Annotated in this window: 14 protein-coding genes and 1 riboswitch; of the genes, 1 reads left to right on the plus strand and 13 read right to left on the minus strand. The window is 35.9% G+C overall.

Annotated elements, in window-relative coordinates:
• Window positions 1-90: 90 nt before the first annotated feature.
• From C7390_RS01980 to C7390_RS02035, 11 genes are all read right to left on the minus strand, one after another.
• Complete coding sequence (locus C7390_RS01980; protein WP_090141209.1) at window positions 91-1,266, minus strand: ABC transporter substrate-binding protein; 1,176 nt, start codon at window positions 1,264-1,266, stop codon at window positions 91-93.
• Window positions 1,267-1,551: 285 nt separating this feature from the next.
• Window positions 1,552-1,749, minus strand: a riboswitch (cobalamin riboswitch).
• Between the two features lie 64 nt (window positions 1,750-1,813).
• A complete protein-coding gene (cobI, locus tag C7390_RS01985; RefSeq protein ID WP_116443512.1) occupies window positions 1,814-3,343 on the minus strand; it encodes a precorrin-2 C(20)-methyltransferase in 1,530 nt (509 codons plus the stop codon).
• A gap of 15 nt (window positions 3,344-3,358) precedes the next feature.
• Window positions 3,359-3,613 carry a cysteine-rich small domain-containing protein gene (locus C7390_RS01990; RefSeq protein ID WP_022502067.1) on the minus strand — a complete coding sequence of 85 codons (255 nt, stop codon included), beginning with the start codon at window positions 3,611-3,613 and terminating at the stop codon, window positions 3,359-3,361.
• 149 nt (window positions 3,614-3,762) lie between these two features.
• A complete protein-coding gene (locus C7390_RS01995; RefSeq protein WP_090141213.1) occupies window positions 3,763-4,299 on the minus strand; it encodes an LOG family protein in 537 nt (178 codons plus the stop codon).
• A gap of 532 nt (window positions 4,300-4,831) precedes the next feature.
• Window positions 4,832-6,064 (minus strand): HD-GYP domain-containing protein, encoded by a 1,233-nt coding sequence (locus C7390_RS02000; RefSeq protein ID WP_090141215.1) that lies wholly within the window; start codon window positions 6,062-6,064, stop codon window positions 4,832-4,834.
• A gap of 82 nt (window positions 6,065-6,146) precedes the next feature.
• Window positions 6,147-6,554, minus strand: coding sequence for a Fur family transcriptional regulator (locus tag C7390_RS02010; RefSeq protein ID WP_055174441.1), 408 nt, complete (start codon window positions 6,552-6,554; stop codon window positions 6,147-6,149).
• A gap of 126 nt (window positions 6,555-6,680) precedes the next feature.
• Window positions 6,681-7,430: a peroxide stress protein YaaA gene (gene yaaA, locus C7390_RS02015; protein WP_116443513.1), complete on the minus strand. Its 750-nt coding sequence runs from the start codon at window positions 7,428-7,430 to the stop codon at window positions 6,681-6,683.
• A complete protein-coding gene (gene bcp, locus C7390_RS02020) occupies window positions 7,430-7,885 on the minus strand; it encodes a thioredoxin-dependent thiol peroxidase (protein WP_005604299.1) in 456 nt (151 codons plus the stop codon). The genes yaaA and bcp overlap by 1 nt, the downstream gene beginning before the upstream one ends.
• A 3-nt stretch (window positions 7,886-7,888) precedes the next feature.
• Entirely contained in the window at window positions 7,889-8,098 is a 210-nt protein-coding gene (locus C7390_RS02025; protein WP_116443514.1) for a DUF6219 family protein, read from the minus strand.
• Between the two features lie 284 nt (window positions 8,099-8,382).
• Window positions 8,383-10,353, minus strand: coding sequence for an ABC transporter ATP-binding protein (locus C7390_RS02030; protein ID WP_116443515.1), 1,971 nt, complete (start codon window positions 10,351-10,353; stop codon window positions 8,383-8,385).
• The gene (locus tag C7390_RS02035) at window positions 10,353-12,095 is read right to left on the minus strand and encodes an ABC transporter ATP-binding protein (protein WP_022502663.1); all 1,743 of its coding nucleotides are present in this window, start codon (window positions 12,093-12,095) and stop codon (window positions 10,353-10,355) included. The genes C7390_RS02030 and C7390_RS02035 overlap by 1 nt, the downstream gene beginning before the upstream one ends.
• 273 nt (window positions 12,096-12,368) lie before the next feature.
• Between C7390_RS02035 and C7390_RS02040 the strand changes: the two genes are divergently transcribed.
• Window positions 12,369-13,280, plus strand: a complete 912-nt coding sequence (locus C7390_RS02040) for a LysR family transcriptional regulator (protein WP_022502664.1) — start codon at window positions 12,369-12,371, stop codon at window positions 13,278-13,280.
• Between the two features lie 135 nt (window positions 13,281-13,415).
• On the opposite strand, the gene C7390_RS02045 is transcribed toward C7390_RS02040, so the two are convergent.
• Window positions 13,416-13,892, minus strand: coding sequence for a COG2426 family protein (locus C7390_RS02045; RefSeq protein WP_055174436.1), 477 nt, complete (start codon window positions 13,890-13,892; stop codon window positions 13,416-13,418).
• Window positions 13,893-13,998: 106 nt separating this feature from the next.
• Window positions 13,999-18,453, minus strand: coding sequence for a PolC-type DNA polymerase III (locus C7390_RS02050; protein WP_116443516.1), 4,455 nt, complete (start codon window positions 18,451-18,453; stop codon window positions 13,999-14,001).
• Window positions 18,454-18,488: the final 35 nt, after the last annotated feature.

Consider the following 18,488-nt stretch of genomic DNA (forward strand, 5'->3'; position numbering starts at 1 on the left):
CTAAGTGACTACGAAGTAGTCATATTATATCTTAATGTGACAGTCTCTTTTATAAATAGATTTTTAAGTGAGTATACCTCACTCATCATTTTATTTTAACTTCTTTAAATATGTAAGCTCTGTTGTATTGGAATCAGCATTTAACATAAGGTTGATATCGTTAATCATACTTCCGATTGTATCTGCAATCTGGAAGAAATCTGGTGTTGTACACCATACATTTCCATCCTTAACAGCCTTTAAATCAGAAAGAACACTGTTATAACCTGTGAAATCACTAAGTGTTGATGGCTTACCGCCAAGATTCCATACATAGATTACATAATCTGCATCTTTGGCTTTCTCATAAAAGCTTTCGATACCCATCTCCTGTGTTCCTGTCTTATCTGTATTAAGGTCAGAGAACACATAATTACCACCTGCTATATTTACCATCTGTGCAAGATAATCTCCTGCATTTCTTACATAAAGCTTGCCCTTAGATGTAATGTAGAATACTGCAACTGACTTACCTGTATTTTCAGCCTTTGAAAGAGTATCTACATATGCTGCCTGTGCATTATACATCTGTGTTGCAGACTCTTCTTTATCACAAAGTGCCGCATAAAGCTTAGCCCATTCTACTCTTCCTAATGGATGATCTTCATATGTAGACTGGTCCAATATATAGTTAATTCCTAATTCCTTTAACTTCTCTGCTACATCTGGAACACTTGTAAGCATTGTTGAGAATATTGCAAGTGTTGGTGCTCCTGCTATTATTGTTTCATAATCAGGTGCTTTGTAATCGCCAACATAAGTAAGCTTTCCATCATCAAATGCCTGCTTAACTGCATCTATATACCACGATTTCTTTTCGTAAGTAACCTGGCTTATGCTGTCAAGACAATCACTTGCGCTCATAAGTGATGTTACTGGTGTAGATGATACAAGCATATTAGTTACAGGTGCATTTAATACTACAGTGTCAGAATCGATTCCTGATGGTGTAGACATTCCCTCTGGAACAAGTAAAAGCTTTGACTGCTTAGATACAATTGCCGTATCTTCATCTCTGTTAGTTATTGTAATAAGCTTATAACCGCCCTTGTAATAATCTACAGAGAAAAGCTTTGCATACTGTAATTCCATGGAATGGTCATACACAAGTTCTCCATCATAGTTACCATTAGCTGACTGGTTCTGTGTACCACATCCACTCATTGCAAGTGTAGACACAAGCATTACGATTGTGAGCAGAAGTGACAGAAATCTTTTTTTCTTCATTTTCGTTCTCCTTTTCTTTTCTTATGAAGTACTTTGATGATTACGTTATTATCAGCAGAAAAGGAACAGACACATATGTGTCTTGCACTATCCGGAATAAAACTTCCTAATTGCCTAAGAAAGAATCCTGCTTCGCAGGATTCTTCGCCTGCGGCGGGACGCTTTAGCGGCATCTACATTACCGCCGCAGTGCGAACCTGCCCGGAGGGCTTTTTATGCAATAGGAAATTCCAAAGGATTTCCTATTGCATAAAAAACAATAGTCTGTTGTTCTCGCAACGACTATTATAACTCTGCCTGTAAGCCGGTCTTCTGACTCACAGATCATAAGCAATATCCGCCTTCCCAGAACAGCTTATATAAAGCTTATTCCAGTGGCATATATGGATATCGCCTCCCTGTATACAGCAGCGGAACTGTTCAGGATTCACACCTGATTCCCTGAAATACTTATCGTACTTCGCTTACAGTGATTATTTCGTTATCATCTGGATTTATATCCAGCGTTCATTATTTCATATTATTACTAGAAATGCAATTATTAATTTCAATTGTTTTTCTTTTTTCTTTTTACTATAACGGTTGTGAGATATACATCAGCATTTTCAAGTTCTTCAAGGCTGTGATATACTTTTTCACTATCCATTCCACAGTTAGATACTGCATTTATCTCATACATTTCTCCTGCTTCCTGTCGTGCGCGCAGTGCCTTAACTAACTGCTTAAGACCTCTTCCTGACTTCATATATATAAGTGTTCCGTTATATGAAAATGTATTCTCTATATTATCTGATGATGGAATAATATGTATCTCTTCGCCCTTCTCGCCTAAAGATATGCCAAGCCTTGCCGCAACAGCACAAAATGACGGAACTCCGCTTACTATCTCAGCCCTCCATCCATTAGCCCTCGCACGCTTATGCATATACATATATGTAGAATATATGCTTGGGTCTCCGATTGTAATCATTCCAATCTTCTTACCCTGATAAAGATATTCTTCAATTGCTTCATATATCTTATTATGTGAAATTTCAAGCTTTCCTTCATCCTTAATCATAGGAAACGGCATACACAAAACTGGCTTCGTGGAAATTTCACTACAAGCCTGCTCTGCTATGCGGTACGCATAACATTCTTCCTTGGATACTGCTGGAATAACTATTAAATCGCACGACTTAATCACTTCCAGTTCCTGTAATGTCATCTGCTTAGGATTGCCTGTACCCACTCCAATGCCATATAATATTCCACTCTTTTTATCAGGCAAATTATCTGTATCTGATACATTTTCTAATGCTTTCACTGCCTTTTGCAAATGTGATAAATACACCTGACGTACTGCTGGATATTCACCTATACCCTTTATAACACATTGTGGTGTGTATCCATTAGCTTTTAATATAGTGGCAAAGGACTCATCATCTCCTGCCATATCATTATTAGCGTGGTCACCTGCAACTAACATAAGCGGTGCAAGAAAAACGCCAGTATTGACAATTCCTTCTTCTCTCATATCGTTAATTACATCTTGAATTGTTCTCTTTCCCTCGACTGTCGCAATATAGACAGGCTTTCTGGCATATGCCCTTAATGCCTGTTCCATTACCCTGTAACTGCTGTCAGCCATATGCTCTGTTCCGTGTCCCATAAATATCAATACTGAATTACCAGTAAGCTCTTTTAACGACTCCCACAAAGCCTTGGCAACATCTGTATAATCATCAGCATTTGCCAAAAGTGCATCAGCTACAACTATCTTATCAAATAAATGCCTGCACTCCTCTACTGCATTTTTCATCTGGTTATTCTCAATTCCGTCTATTACGTGTGTTGGAAATACAACAACCTGTGTTACGTCCTGCTCTTTTAAGCTTATAAGTGCCTCAAGCGGACTTTTCGCATTAATATATTCCTTCTCCTGCATATGCTTTCTTACAATTGTGCTTGATACTGCCTCTTCTACAATTGTATCCGGATAAAGCATACTTACCTGTTGCTTAATAGCTGTAATATTCTTAGTTCTTGTATCTGTATAAGTTGTTCCAAAACTTACAATTAAAATAGCTTTCTTCATCGTCTTTCTTACCCTTTATCTCATCTTTTTTGATAAAAATTGTATTATATAATCATAATTTTCAGGAATATGTGGAAATGTACAATTCGTACAATCCTTTATCCGTCTGCCACTATCTCTTGTTATATAATTAGGCGTACCAGGACAGTCGTCATAACAATTCATAGGACAATAACAAAAAAGGCAGTTAAAATCCTGCCCTTCTTCTATCTTATGGCAAGGGTAATACTTACACTGGTCATTCTTAAAATACCTGTAACTGTTCTCCATTACATCTGTCTCCTTATGTATTATGCTTAATACTATACTCTGCCACGCTATTTTAATGCAATACCATAATAATATTTTATTGCTGGTTACTCAAACTGTGCATTTCTTATGTTTTAATAATACCAGTTCTTATATATCAGCAAACCTTTCTAAAAATGGGATAAAACAGCCACGACTTCTGTTAAGTCAGATGCAAAATATATATCTTTCTGACGTTCATTAGTTGACAATCCCATTGCAATCATATGAGACAGAAATTCTTTAATACTGTCATAATATCCATTAAGATTGTAGAATATGCACGGTGCTGAAAGCTGGTTAAGAGATAACTTTGACATAACTTCAGTTATCTCTTCAAGCGTACCTGTTCCACCCGGAAATGCTATAAAAGCATCACCAAGTTCTATCATCTTTGTCTTTCTCTCTGTCATATCTTTAGTTACAATCAGTTCTGTTATCTCGTCATACTGAACTTCTGCCTCTACAAAGAACTGTGGCTCAACGCCGGTTACTCTGCCACCTTCCATAAGCACACTTTCTGCAAGTTCGCCCATAAGCCCTGTCTTAGAACCACCATATATTAAAGTGTGTCCATTTGCTCCTATCCATTTTCCAAGTTCCCTTACAGCTATTGAAAATGTATCATCTATGCCTTTGTTAGCTCCTAAATACACTGTTATGTTCACTTTGTTATCCACCTATTCTTTATTAATTCAGGTTATTTGTTTGGCACTGATATGTAATTATCTTCATTAATATCGCTTCATTTTTTCAGAGAATGCTTCAGCTTCTATTTTATCTTTCTCCAGCCCTTTTTCTAACATCATACTTTTATCTCCATTCTGTAAAAATCACGCTTTTATAAAATGATACTTAATAAATTACTTAACGCAAATCTCTATACTCTGCTTTTTACAACAATTATTTCTTTAATTATATCAAGATACATTTATCTTGTCACGGCTTTTTGTAACAAATGGCACGAAATAATAAATAATTCCAAATACAGCTATACAAAGACAAAATGGATGCCACCTGTGCAATACAGGATAGCATCCATGCGTTCAGCCTAATTCATAAATATTGTTCTGGTTTCATTTCATACATAAATTAATTCTACTTTCAGTTTTATTTGTTTTATGAACATGTTCTATACTATCTGATCATAATAGGCAAAAGCATTTCTCATAAATTTCCTATATTTTCTCGTTTTTAATGTTAAATTCCACCAAAACATTCCCTAATTTTCTTGGAAATATCAAAATCAACAAAACCTTTCTGTGCCATGTCATCGAGCATCTCACACGTTTTTTCGTGCGATAAACCTTTCTTATATGGTCTGTCCTCGGTTAATGCCTGATAAATATCAATACATGCCATAATACGTTCCGGTTCATTTAATTCAGCTGCGGTTTTTCCAAAAGGATACCCTTTTCCATTTAATTTTTCATGATGGAAAGACGCCCAATCTCGTATTTCTTCAAAATCTTCAACTTCTGATAATATAATATATGTATAACCAGCATGATTCTTCATTTTTGAAAATTCATCATCCGTAAGCTTATCCGGTTTTTCTAAAATTTCATTGTCTACTGCCATTTTCCCAATATCATGCAGTGCACCAGCCAGATACATTTTTTGCACATTAATAGAATCAAATCCTATATATTGAGCAAAAAGAGCTGCTTTTTCAGCCACTCCTATAGAATGTCTGCTTGTAAAAGAAGATTTATAATCTACAATCTTCGCAAAAAAATCTGCGACATTTTTACACGTTTTCCAATCGAAAACCTGTTTTTGTCTTGGGATAATCTCCCATAGCTTCATTTCAAAAGAATTATCACTTAAACACGTAAAAGATTCGAAATGTGTGAATGCATGAAAAAAGGCATTCACACATTCTGAATCGAATAATCCATCCTTATTTTTCAAAAGAAACTGACATATAAAATTCCAACTGTTATTTCCAGATCCTGTGTTATTTCCTATAATATCAATGGTATCTGCAAGATGAATAATCCTTGCAAACAACGGAATTTCATTCCACTTTTTTTGAAAAGGACCTGTTCCATCGGCATGTTCATGATGATACAAAATCACATTTGACACATCTGTTTTAAATGGAATTTTAGTAATATTTTTTTCTCCATAAATACAATGAAGATTTGTTTTTTTCTCGGATAAATCTTTTTTACAATTAATGACGGAATCCTTTTTCAGTTCTTCCGAAATATATTGTGTCAAAGCATTATCATGCAGTAAAGCACACATGGCTAAATCTTGTAACTCATCACCTTGAATTTTCCAATATTCTGCCATACGTATACTTATATAAGCCACTCTTTTTCCATGTTTGTTTTTGATATTTACAAACTCTGCTTCTATACAGTCCAAAGCATAAGAACAGGCTCCTACAAGTCCGATGATATCTATACTTAGTTCTTCTTTCATTGGTATAATCCTATCTTAATACATTTATGCTTCTTTAGCGGTCAATATAAACAGTCCATAACTCAACTTATACATTGCTTTCCTATCCATACTGTTCCTCCTTTACCTTCTCCCTGCATTTCGGGCAAATACCTTTAAATGAAATATCATAATCCACAAATTCAATTCCATGAGTGTTATGAATTCTTTCCAGCAAATCCGGTATTTGATCCATATCCACATCAAAAATTTCACCGCACTTTATACATCTTACATGGTAATGATTTTTCAATGTAAAATCAAATCGGTTTGGTCCATCCGGAACTTCAACCTTTCTTAATGCACCTTCCTCTACCAATATATCAAGATTTCTATATACAGTTCCTTTTCCAATTGTTGGATATTCTTCTTTTATAAATTCATACACTTCATTTGCCGTAACGTGTCTTTTCATCTCATACACAGCGTTTCGTACTAAATCTTTTTGAATGGTATTTCTCCTACTTGTCATCTGTCCTCCTTGTTAGGATTAATTCTTAATAAGGATTATATACCACTATTATCCTGTTGTCAATAAAATAGGAATAATTCTCATTATTATAAAAGTTGCCAAACTGAGCATCTTTTACCTGAATAACTATTTTATTTTGTGTTCAAATACATATTCTGAATCTGAAGATAAATCAGACCTAAACGAATATCCGAGTCTGTCAAATTTCTGAATCTCCACCGGATTTTCAATATTATTTTCCGCTATGAATCTGACCATTTCACCACGAGCCATCTTGGCATAGGTACCTTTTGTCACCAATTTATCTCCGGATAACTCACAAAATATAATCGTAATATATCTGTCCTGTGGTGTCAGATACTTTTCTATACATTTTGAGTATTCTTTTGATGCAAGATTAATGATAATCCTACTGTCATCGATTACCGAGCGGTATAACAAGTCTCTCCAGTACTCATACAGATTTTTTGCATCTCCAATTCCAACCTTTGCCTGCATTTCAAGACGATAAGGAGTCACACCATCCATTGGTTTTAAAATGCCATAAAACGCAGACAGGATTCTTAAATGATTTTGCAAATACTCAAACTGCTGGATTTCAAACACAGATGGTGCCATATATTGAAATGCAATCCCTTCATATGCTAAAACAGCCGGAGTAAGCCTGTTATAAAGATCCATATTTTCCAATCTGTTAAAGTTCTTCTCTGCAATCTTGTCATTACATTTCCAGATAGCTTTCAGTTCTTCTTTTGATTTGCTTTTCATCCAGTTTAATACTTCTGCTGTCTTATCAATATAGACAGGCAGTTCAACCGGTACTAAGTTATCGGTATCTACAATCATCTTTTTTGCAGGTGATAAAATAATCTTCATTACGCCAATTCCTTAAGCATATTTTCAGGATCATCTGCCGCCTTGACTTTATCATTTGCCTTTATAATGATTCCCTGCTCATCAATAAGATATGTAGTTCTTACTACACCCATAGATACTTTTCCATAATTTTTCTTTTCTTTCCAGACATCATATGCTTCAATAACTTTGCGCTCCGGATCTGCTAATAACGTAAATGCCAGTCCATATTTTTCTTCAAATCTCTTGTGAGACGCTACAGAGTCCTTGCTTACTCCGAGAATAACAGCTCCCTTCTCAGTAAACTGTGGATAACGCTCAGAAAAGCCACATGCCTGCTTCGTACATCCTGGTGTATTATCCTTTGGATAAAAATATAAGATCACTTTTTTTCCTGCATAATCGCTTAATTTATGCATTTCTCCATTCTGATCCGGCAATTCAAAGTCCGGTGCTTTTTTTCCTACTTCTAACATATTTTATTCCTCCACTTCTTTCAATTCCATCTGTTTTCTTGTCCTCTTATTGCCAGAAATCATTTTATGACCAGAATAGACTGCCATAATCAAGCATATCAGAGAGCCAAACGCAAAGTATTTGTGTGCTGCTTTTAACCCTTTATATCCTGTATAAAAAGTTCCAACCATTGTAACTATTGCTCCAATTGACCAATATTTATGTGCTTTCATAATACACCTCCATATTTTATTATCAACATCATAATACAACAATTTATTATTTTCAACACCAGCATTTTTCATAGTTTTCTTTTATTTAACAAATCACATAATCTGTTTTTTCAGCGTACATAAAAACTCCCTTTTGTCATTTTATTTGTTGTATAACTTAACAGCTACAGTATCCCTGTAGTCGCAATACACTAAAAAAGAGGCTTAACGCCTCTTAAATATAAAATATTCACTTAATTATAACCGCCAGCCTTGGTAATACATTTTTCACAGCAAGTTTAATACTATGACAACTCAAATGCTCCTGTATACAAGCTGTAATATGTTCCCTTTCCGGCAATAAGTTCATCGTGTGAGCCTCGCTCAATTATATTGCCGTGGTCAAGTACCATTATGGCATCTGAATTGCGGACAGTTGAAAGTCTGTGTGCTATTACAAATACTGTTCTGCCCTTCATTAAGTTATCCATACCTCTCTGGACAAGTGCTTCTGTTCTTGTATCAATTGAAGATGTCGCCTCATCAAGAATCATTACTGGTGGGTTGGCAACTGCTGCCCTTGCAATTGATATAAGCTGTCTTTGTCCCTGTGAAAGACTTGCACCGTTCTGTGTAAGTACTGTCTGATAGCCGTCTGGAAGTCTTGTTATAAAGTCATCTGCATTGGCAAGCTTAGCGGCTTTAATACATTCCTCATCGGTCGCCAAAAGGTTACCATATCTTATATTATCCATAATAGTTCCTGTGAACAGGTTAACGTCCTGTAATACAATGCCAAGTGAATGCCTTAAATCGTCTTTCTTAATTCTATCAATGCTTATTCCGTCATAGAATATATTTCCTGAATTAATATCATAAAATCTGTTAATCAGGTTAGTTATAGTCGTCTTTCCTGCACCTGTTGCACCAACAAATGCTATCTTCTGTCCTGATTTAGCCCATAGATTAATATTATTAAGTATAATCTTATTCTCATTATATCCAAATATTACATCATCAAATACGACCTTTCCCCTAAGAAGTATATAACCTGTTGTATTATCAGCTTTCCTACACTTCCAGGCCCATCTGCCGTCTTTGTCAGTTGTTTCTGTAACTTCACCTGCTATAAATACCATTCTGGCATCTTTATTGTCGGCTTCTTTGTTATTAAGTTCTTTATCATCACACTTTACGCGTACTAAAGTAACATCGCCTTCATCTTCTTCCGGCTTTTCATCAATAAGTCCGAATATTCTTTCTGCTCCTGCCAACGCCATAGCTATCATACTAATCTGCTGTGCTATCTGCGATACTGGCATACAGAATGTCTTAGAAAGGTTAAGAAATGCTACTATCATTCCGACAGTAATCCCACCAATTCCTCTTAATGCAAGAAATCCTCCGATAAGAGCAATGAGAACATACTGTAAGTTACCTAACTGTGAGATTGCCGGCATAAGTATGTTACCGTATTTATTGGCATTAGTTGCATCACTGCAAAGCATTTCGTTATTCTTATCAAAATCGTACTTTGCCTCATCCTCGTGACAGAATACTTTAATAACCTTCTGTCCATTAATCATCTCTTCTATGAAACCTGTAACCTTACCTATTGTTATCTGCTGTCTTATAAAATACCTTGCACTTGCCCCACCTATCTTTTTGGATACAATCTGCATAATACAGGTTACTGCTAATACAAGTATTGTAAGCGGTATACTGTTGACAATCATAGACACAATAACAACTACTATTGTCACAACTGCTGAGATGAACTGTGGAAGAGCCTGCGATATGAACTGTCTTAATGTATCAGTATCATTAGTATAATGACTCATTACATCACCATGTGTATGAGTATCGAAATATCTTATTGGAAGTGTCTGCATATGTGTAAACATATCATCACGGATTGCTTTTAAAGTTCCCTGTGATATTTTAATCATCATTTTGTTGTATGCAAATGTTGATAATACACCAACAAGATACAGACATCCAAGCATAATTATTGTCTTTAATAATGGTGCAAATGATGGATTAACTTCTGATAACATAGGTGTTATATAGTTATCTATAAGTATCTGTAAGAATAATGAACTTACTACTACTGTACAGGAACTAATAAGTATACATACAACAACCATAAAAAATGTCAGTTTATGTCTGCCTACAATATATGACATAAGTCTTTTTAATGTCTTTCCATCTATTGATGGCTTCCCTGATTTATTACCAGTCATACTGATATCAGCCTTTTTCTCATTACCTGCCATTACTGCTCATCTCCTTTCGTCTGTGATTCATATATTTCTTTATATATAGCATTTTCTTTTAATAACTGCTCGTGTGTTCCACAGCCATCAATCTTTCCGCCCTCCATTACAATAATGCAGTCTGCATCCTGAACTGATGATATTCTCTGTGCTATTATTATCTTAGTTGTATCTGGTATTTCATCTTTAAATGCTTTTCTTATTAAAGCATCTGTCTTAGTATCAACGGCACTTGTAGAATCGTCAAGAATAAGGATTTTAGGCTTTTTAAGAAGTGCTCTTGCTATACATAATCTCTGCTTCTGTCCGCCTGATACGTTAGTACCACCCTGTTCGATATATGTATTATATTTCTTAGGGAATGTCTGGACAAATGGATCTGCCTGTGCAAGTTCACAGGCGTGTATTATCTCTTCATCTGTTGCCTCTTTATTACCCCAGCGTAAATTTTCTTTAATAGTTCCGGAGAATAATACATTTTTCTGAAGCACCATTGCAACTTCATTTCTTAATGTATAGATATCTATATCCCTTACATCAACACCGCCAATCTTAACGCTTCCCTCTGTTACATCGTAAAGTCTTGGTATAAGCTGCACTAATGAGCTCTTACCGCTTCCTGTTCCACCTATAATTCCTAGTGTTGAACCGCTTGGAATAATGAGGTTAATATTTTTAAGACATTCTTTTTCTTTATCATCTATATAACTAAAGCTTACATTATCAAACTGGATTGAGCCGTCATTTACCTTATCCTCTGGATTGTCACAGTTGTGAAGTGTACTTTCCTCGTCAAGAATTTCAACAATACGCTCAGCCGAAGCTCTCGCCATATTAATCATAACCATAACCATTGATAACATCATAAGGCAGTTAAGAATTGTCATAGCATAAGCTATAAGACTTGTAAGCTCACCAGTTGTAAGTGCTGTAGCTCCTGATGTAATTATCATTCTTGCACCGAACCAGCATAAGAAAAGCATACACGAATATATGCAGAACTGCATAAGCGGCATATTGTATGCAACAATACCTTCAGCCTTTAAGAACATTTTATATATTGCTTCTGATACCCTAGTGAACTTCTTTTCTTCAAAATCTTCACGGACAAAGGACTTAACTACTCTCATACCTGTAAGATTTTCTTCTACTACTTCATTAAGATTATCGTATATCTTAAATACTCTCTCAAAATATATATGCGATCTGCTTACTATTATATAAAGTCCAATACCAAGCACTGGAATTGCAATAAGAAATATTAATGAAAGCTTAGTACTTGTCATAAATGCCGCAATAAGTGCGAATATAAGCATAAATGGTGCTCTTACCGCAATTCTGATAATCATCATATAAGCATTCTGCACATTAGTTACATCTGTTGTAAGACGTGTCACAATACTTGATGATGAGAACTTGTCAATATTTGCAAATGAATACTCCTGAATTTTGTAATACATATCCTTTCTTAAATTCTTTGCAAAGCCTGCCGAAGCTGTGGCACATAGACCTCCTGAAAGGATACCAAATACAAGACCTGCCATTACGCAGAGTATAAGCAAAGTCCCATATTTAACAAGTGCACTTTCATTACCTGAACTTATTCCTGAATCAATCATCTTTGCCATCATAAATGGGATAAGTATTTCAAATATTACCTCAAATACGATACACACTGGTGTCATAATTGATACCATTTTATATTCCCTTATTGAACGGGAAAGCTTTTTAATAATGTCCATATCATTCCTCTTTTCTGTACACAATTGCTACTATACATATGTTACTGGCTGAATATCTTCCCCAATTAACATTGCTATTCTTAATTATTATCATCTGGTGTACACAGACAAATTAATCCTATCAGCGTGAACGATTTTAACACTATTATTAAAAAAATGGAATTTGTAAAAATACAACACCATTAGATTTTTTCTAATGCACTCTTGAAATATTAATATATTATAAACTATAATCAATTATGCAGATTATTTAATATAATTAAGGAGGTTTTTATGACTACCCAGCAGTTAGAATGTTTTATAAGAGTTGCCGACAAGCTTAATTTTACAAAAGCTGCACAGGAAATGTTTCTTACAACCCCAACTGTCACACACCATATTAAAAGCCTTGAGGAAGAACTGGGTGCAACACTTTTTATAAGAACACCGAAAATGGTACAGCTTACCGATGCCGGTGCTGAATTCTATGGAGATGCAAAGGATATCCTTAATAGAATTAATCTTTCAAGCAAGAAGATTGCCAATGTGGTATCCCAGTCATTGTCCTATATAAGAATTGGCTGTACAAGCAATGCAGAATTAAAGGCACTTAAACCAGCATTAAAAGAACTAAGAAAATGTATGCCCGATATATATCCTATGCTGTTTCTGCGTGACTACTCACGCCTTAAGACTATGTTTGAAAGCGGACATATAGATATAATGCTCGTTACTAAAGATATGATTGAAAATACCGATTGCACTTTCAAGCCTATAAAGAATATGAAAAGCTATGCCTTGATATCTGACGACTATAATAAGACTACTGAGGATAATAAAGACTTACATTCAATGTCAGCTATTTCCTTTGATGACTTAAAAGGACACTGCCTTTTACTGCTTAACCAGCGTTTAATTCCTTTCACACAGGGAAATCTTTTACAGGAAAAGCTCGTGCTTCATTCACAGGATAATTATCACTTTATATGTGAGAACAGCCAGACAAGTGAGCTTCTTGCACAATGTGGCTATGGCATTGCAATACTGCCTGAATTCTGCATTGATACCCCGCTTGATAACTGCCGCATCCTGCCCATTACAGACCAGCGTGAAATACAATACGGAATAGCCTATAACAAGACCCGCTCTACCAAAGACACCAAGAAAATCTGCAACATATTAACAAGTAATCTCAAACCGCAATAAAAAGAATTTACTATTACACAAAATATAATACCGCATATATTCTACAACTTTTATGTCCCATAACCGGATACGCATTAATCTGTAGAATATATGCGGTATTTATTAATTATATTCTTTAATTATTATACATTATGCTTATGCAAAACTAAATATTGCTGTAAATACTCCTGCTGAAGCAATACCCATTATTATACCTGCAAGCAATACTCCTCCAAGAACAGCAATTACACTCTTCTTAAAGCCCATATCAAGGAAGCTTGCTGCAAGTGTTCCTGTCCACGCACCTGTACCAGGTATTGGAATACCAACGAATAATAAAAGTGCTATAAAAAGACCATTCCCAGCCTTCTGCTTTAACTTTTCTCCACCTTTGTGACCCTTTTCAATACAAAATGTAAAGAACTTTCCGATATATTTCTTGTCTGCACCCCATTCAAGAACACGTCTTGCAAAAAGATATATAACCGGAACCGGAAGCATATTACCTATTACACATATTATATATGACTGTAATAATGGAAGCTGCATTCCCTGTGATATAGGAATTGCTCCTCTAAGTTCAACAATAGGTACCATTGATACAAGAAAACATATAAGATATTTTTTTAACATTTTTCACCTCATCTAATTAATTAAACATATATACTGCATCTTTATAATCGTATTCTAACCGCATATATTATATGATGATAACACACTTATATATGTATATGCAATACTATATAACATCAAATAATGATAACTGGTTGCTCTCTGCCATTCCATCAAGAAGTCCAAGCTCGCCAAGCTTCTCTATAACCGTCTGTCCAATCCTGGCTCTCTGGCGCAGGTCGTCCTTTGATAAGAACTCACCATCCCTTGCGGCTATCTCTATTGATTCTCCAGCAGACTCACCAACCTTGGATATTACCTTAAATGATGGCATAATCTTTCCATCTATTATCTGAAATGACCTTGCCTTTGCCTTGTATATGTCAATAGGTACGAACTCAAAGCCTCTTGCATACATTTCCTGAACAATACGCATATCCTTAAGCTCATCATCTTCAACATTGGATATCGTGCCGTCTGCTTTCTTAGCTTTGTAGTCATTAATATAATACTCTAATCGTTCCCTTCCCATTGCCATTTTTTCATAATCAAAGGCATTGGCTCTTATACTGTAATATGCACAGTAGTAAGCCAGCGGATAAAACACCTTGCAGTAAGCTACTCGCCATGCCATCATAACGTAAGCTGCGGCATGTGCCTTTGGGAACATATACTGGATTTTATTACAAGACCATATATACCAGTCTGGAACACCGTGTTCCCTCATAATCTGCTCCCATTCAGGTGTAAGTCCCTTACCTTTTCTTACCTTCTCCATTATTGTAAATGCAAGCTCACTTTCAAGTCCTTTCTGGATAAGGTATATCATAATGTCATCTCGTGTACATATCGCCGTAGATATGGTTGCCTTGCCCTCTTTAAGAAGTGTCTGTGCGTTACCAAGCCATACATCAGTTCCGTGTGAAAGCCCTGCAATTCTTACAAGGTCAGAAAAATACTGTGGCTTAGTATCAATAAGCATCTGCATAGCAAAATCTGTACCAAACTCTGGTATTCCAAGTGCACCAAGCTTACAACCGCCAATATCCTCAGGCGTAATTCCAAGTGCCGAAGTATCCTTGAATAAAGACATTACTTCTCTTGAATCCAGTGGTATTTCCAAAGGGTCAATACCTGTTAAATCCTGCAGCATTCTAATCATAGTAGGGTCAAGATGCCCAAGAATATCAAGCTTTAACAAGTTATGGTCAATACTATGGTAATCGAAATGCGTTGTTACAATTCCACTCTTTACATCGTTGGCAGGGTGCTGTACCGGTGTAAATGAATGTATCTCATCACCAATAGGAAGAACTACAATTCCTCCCGGATGCTGTCCTGTTGTTCTTCTTATATCTATACAGCCCTCAGCAATACGTTCTATTTCACAGCGGCGTTTAACCCTGCCTCTCTCCTCTAGATATTTAAGAACATATCCATACGCTGTCTTTTCTGCGACAGTACCGATTGTACCAGCCTTGAATGTCTGTCCCTTTCCAAATATAACCTCTGTATAAGCATGTGCCTTACTCTGGTATTCATTAGAAAAGTTAAGATCGATATCAGGCTCTTTGTTACCCTTAAATCCTAAGAATGTTTCAAATGGTATATCAAAACCTAATTTATTTAACTTATGACCACAATTAGGACACACCTTATCTGGCATATCACAGCCTGCACCACCAGCGAACTTCTTAACTTCCTCTGAATCAAAGTCAACATAAAAGCACTCTGGACAAAGATAATGCGGACTAAGCGGATTAACCTCTGTAATACCAGCCATAGTTGCCGCTAAAGATGAACCAACAGAACCTCTTGAACCTACAAGGTATCCATCATCATTTGACTTCCATACAAGCTTCTGTGCAATAATATACATAACGGAGTAACCATTAGATATAATTGAATTAAGCTCACGCTCAAGTCTTTCTGTAACAATCTGTGGAAGTTCTGGTCCATATATTTCGTGTGCCCTGTTATGGCATATATTCCTTAACATCTGATCTGAATTCTCAATTACAGGAGGACGTTTATCAGGACGTACCGGACTAATCTTCTCGCACATATCCATTATCTTATTCGTGTTAGTTACAACTATCTCATATGCCTTATCATTTCCAAGATAATCGAACTCCTGAAGCATTTCCTCTGTAGTATGCAGATACAGTGGTGGCTGGTTATCCGCATCGTCAAAGCCTTTTCCTGCCATAATTATTCTACGGTATATTTCATCTTCTGGATTAAGAAAATGCACATCACACGTTGCAACTACAGGCTTGTCGAACTTTTCACCTAAAGATATGACTCTTCTGTTAAGATCTCTTAAGTCCTCCTCGTCTTTAACGTAATAATCTTCCTTCTCAATCATAAAACTGTTATTACCGATTGGCTGCACCTCAAGATAATCATAGAAATTAACTATTCTTGCAATCTCCGCATCTGATCGTCCATTTACCATAGCACGGAACAACTCTCCTGCCTCACACGCACTTCCTATTATAAGACCTTCCCTGTACTTATTAACAAGGCTCTTTGGTATCTTGGGAAATCTGTTAAAATACTGCAGATGTGAAGCCGACACAAGCCTGTACAGATTAATTCTTCCCATCTCATTAGAGGCAAGTATTATACAGTGGTACTGGTGAAGCTTCTTAATTGACTCATCATCAAGCGTTCCCTCTTCATTAAGCTTATCAAGTGTATATATATCCCTCTCATAAAGCATCTGCACAAGCTTTAAGAATATATGTGCTGTTGCCTCTGCATCATCAACCGCCCTGTGGTGGTTATCAAGCACAACATTAAGATGCTTGGTTAATGTATCAAGCTTATAATTATGTAATGCCGGTATAAGGAACTGTGACAAAAGCACTGTATCTATATAAGTAGGTGCAAATTCTATCCCCATTTTCTCAGCATTATTAATTATAAAACTCATATCAAATTCCGCATTGTGGGCTACCATAACACAACCCTTACAGAATTCTATAAAATCAGGCAGTATCTGCTCGATAGTTCCTGAATTCATAACCATCTGGTCATTAATACCTGTTAAATTCTCAATTCTAAAAGATATAGGTATCTGTGGATTAACAAATGTTGAAAATCTGTCTACAATCTCATTATTCTTAATCTTTACCGCACCTATCTCTATTACCCTGTCTACCAAAGCCGAAAATCCCGTTGTTTCCAGATCAAATACAACGAATTCCCCTTTAAAGTCCTGTCCAGCCGGATTAATTACTATCTTCCTGGTATCATCGACAAGATATGCCTCAACACCATATATAACCTTAAAATCTAACTTCTCACCCTTTTTATTATACTTAAACTCCAGATCCTGCATAGTGTGATAAGCTTCCGTGAATGCCTGCACAACTCCGTGGTCAGTAATCGCAATTGCCTTGTGTCCCCAGCTTATCGCCTGCTTTATTATATCCTTGGCATAAGATACACCATCCATATCACTCATCTTGGTATGGCAGTGAAGCTCTACCCTCTTATGAAGTGATAAGTCATTTCTTACTGACCTGTTATCACTTCCTTTTCGTATTCCTGACACATTGGCTATAGTAATCTCCTGATCATACTTATCCATTGAAGCTATGCCTTTTATCTTAAGAAAATTACCCTTTTTAATGAATTCATAAAGATCTGGAAGCTGTTCATTTCTTGCAAACATTTTCACTACAATGCTGTCTGTAAAATCTGTAACAACGATAGATAATATAGTTCTTTCGTTTCTTATCTCTCTTGTTTCTATGCTTCTTATCATACCATTTATGACAACTTCACCTATTGGCGATTCTATCTGTTCTATGGCAGTAACTTCATCGTCAAAGTCCCTTCCATATAATATATCTGTATTAGCTGGCTTTCTATAACGTGTAAGATCTTTTCCAGAAGCTCCTCTTTCATTAAAAAATGCAGCGGCTTTAGCTTTCTGTTCGGCATACTTTTTGTTCTTCTCTGCCCCATTATCGCTCTTGGCTTCTTCGCCTGCTGCCATAAAGTTATCTTCAATCTGCTTAATTCTAAGATTAAGCTTATGTTCATTTTCTTTCTCATAACGCTTCTCAAGCTTGGCAACATACTTATATTCAACATCTATCTCAAAGCCAAAACGGTTAAGAAATATAAGCTGAAAATATTCCTTAAGGTCATCTGCATAGGTTCTTGCAAGAAATCCGTCCTCTAATGTAAGCACAAGCAGGTCATCCTTTTCAAACTCCCACGTTGAATTCTTTAAAAGATTATACTCAAGTGTCCAGTATTTCTCCAATTCAAATAATATGCTGTCATAATACACATCCATTATTGTCTGTGGCGTATACTGCTTTGACAGATTATATCTGTCTATAATTCTTACATCCATATTCTGTATACGGAATATCTGCTTTTTAAGGGCATCTTCTACCCTGTATATTATCTTCTTGCTTATAACCCTGTCATTCTTTATGTATACTCTCGCCAATGAGTTCGTTGATGTCTTGGATACTCTCGTAACCTCAACATTTTCCATATACATACCAATATCCTCTGGCAGTTTTAATGTCTTAAATACTTCAAAAAATCTACGCATCTTTAACCAACACCTTCTGCCAAAGGATAATAATA

The sequence above is a fragment of the Bacteroides galacturonicus genome, from assembly GCF_003096855.1.
GTDB lineage: Bacteria > Bacillota > Clostridia > Lachnospirales > Lachnospiraceae > Lachnospira > Lachnospira rogosae.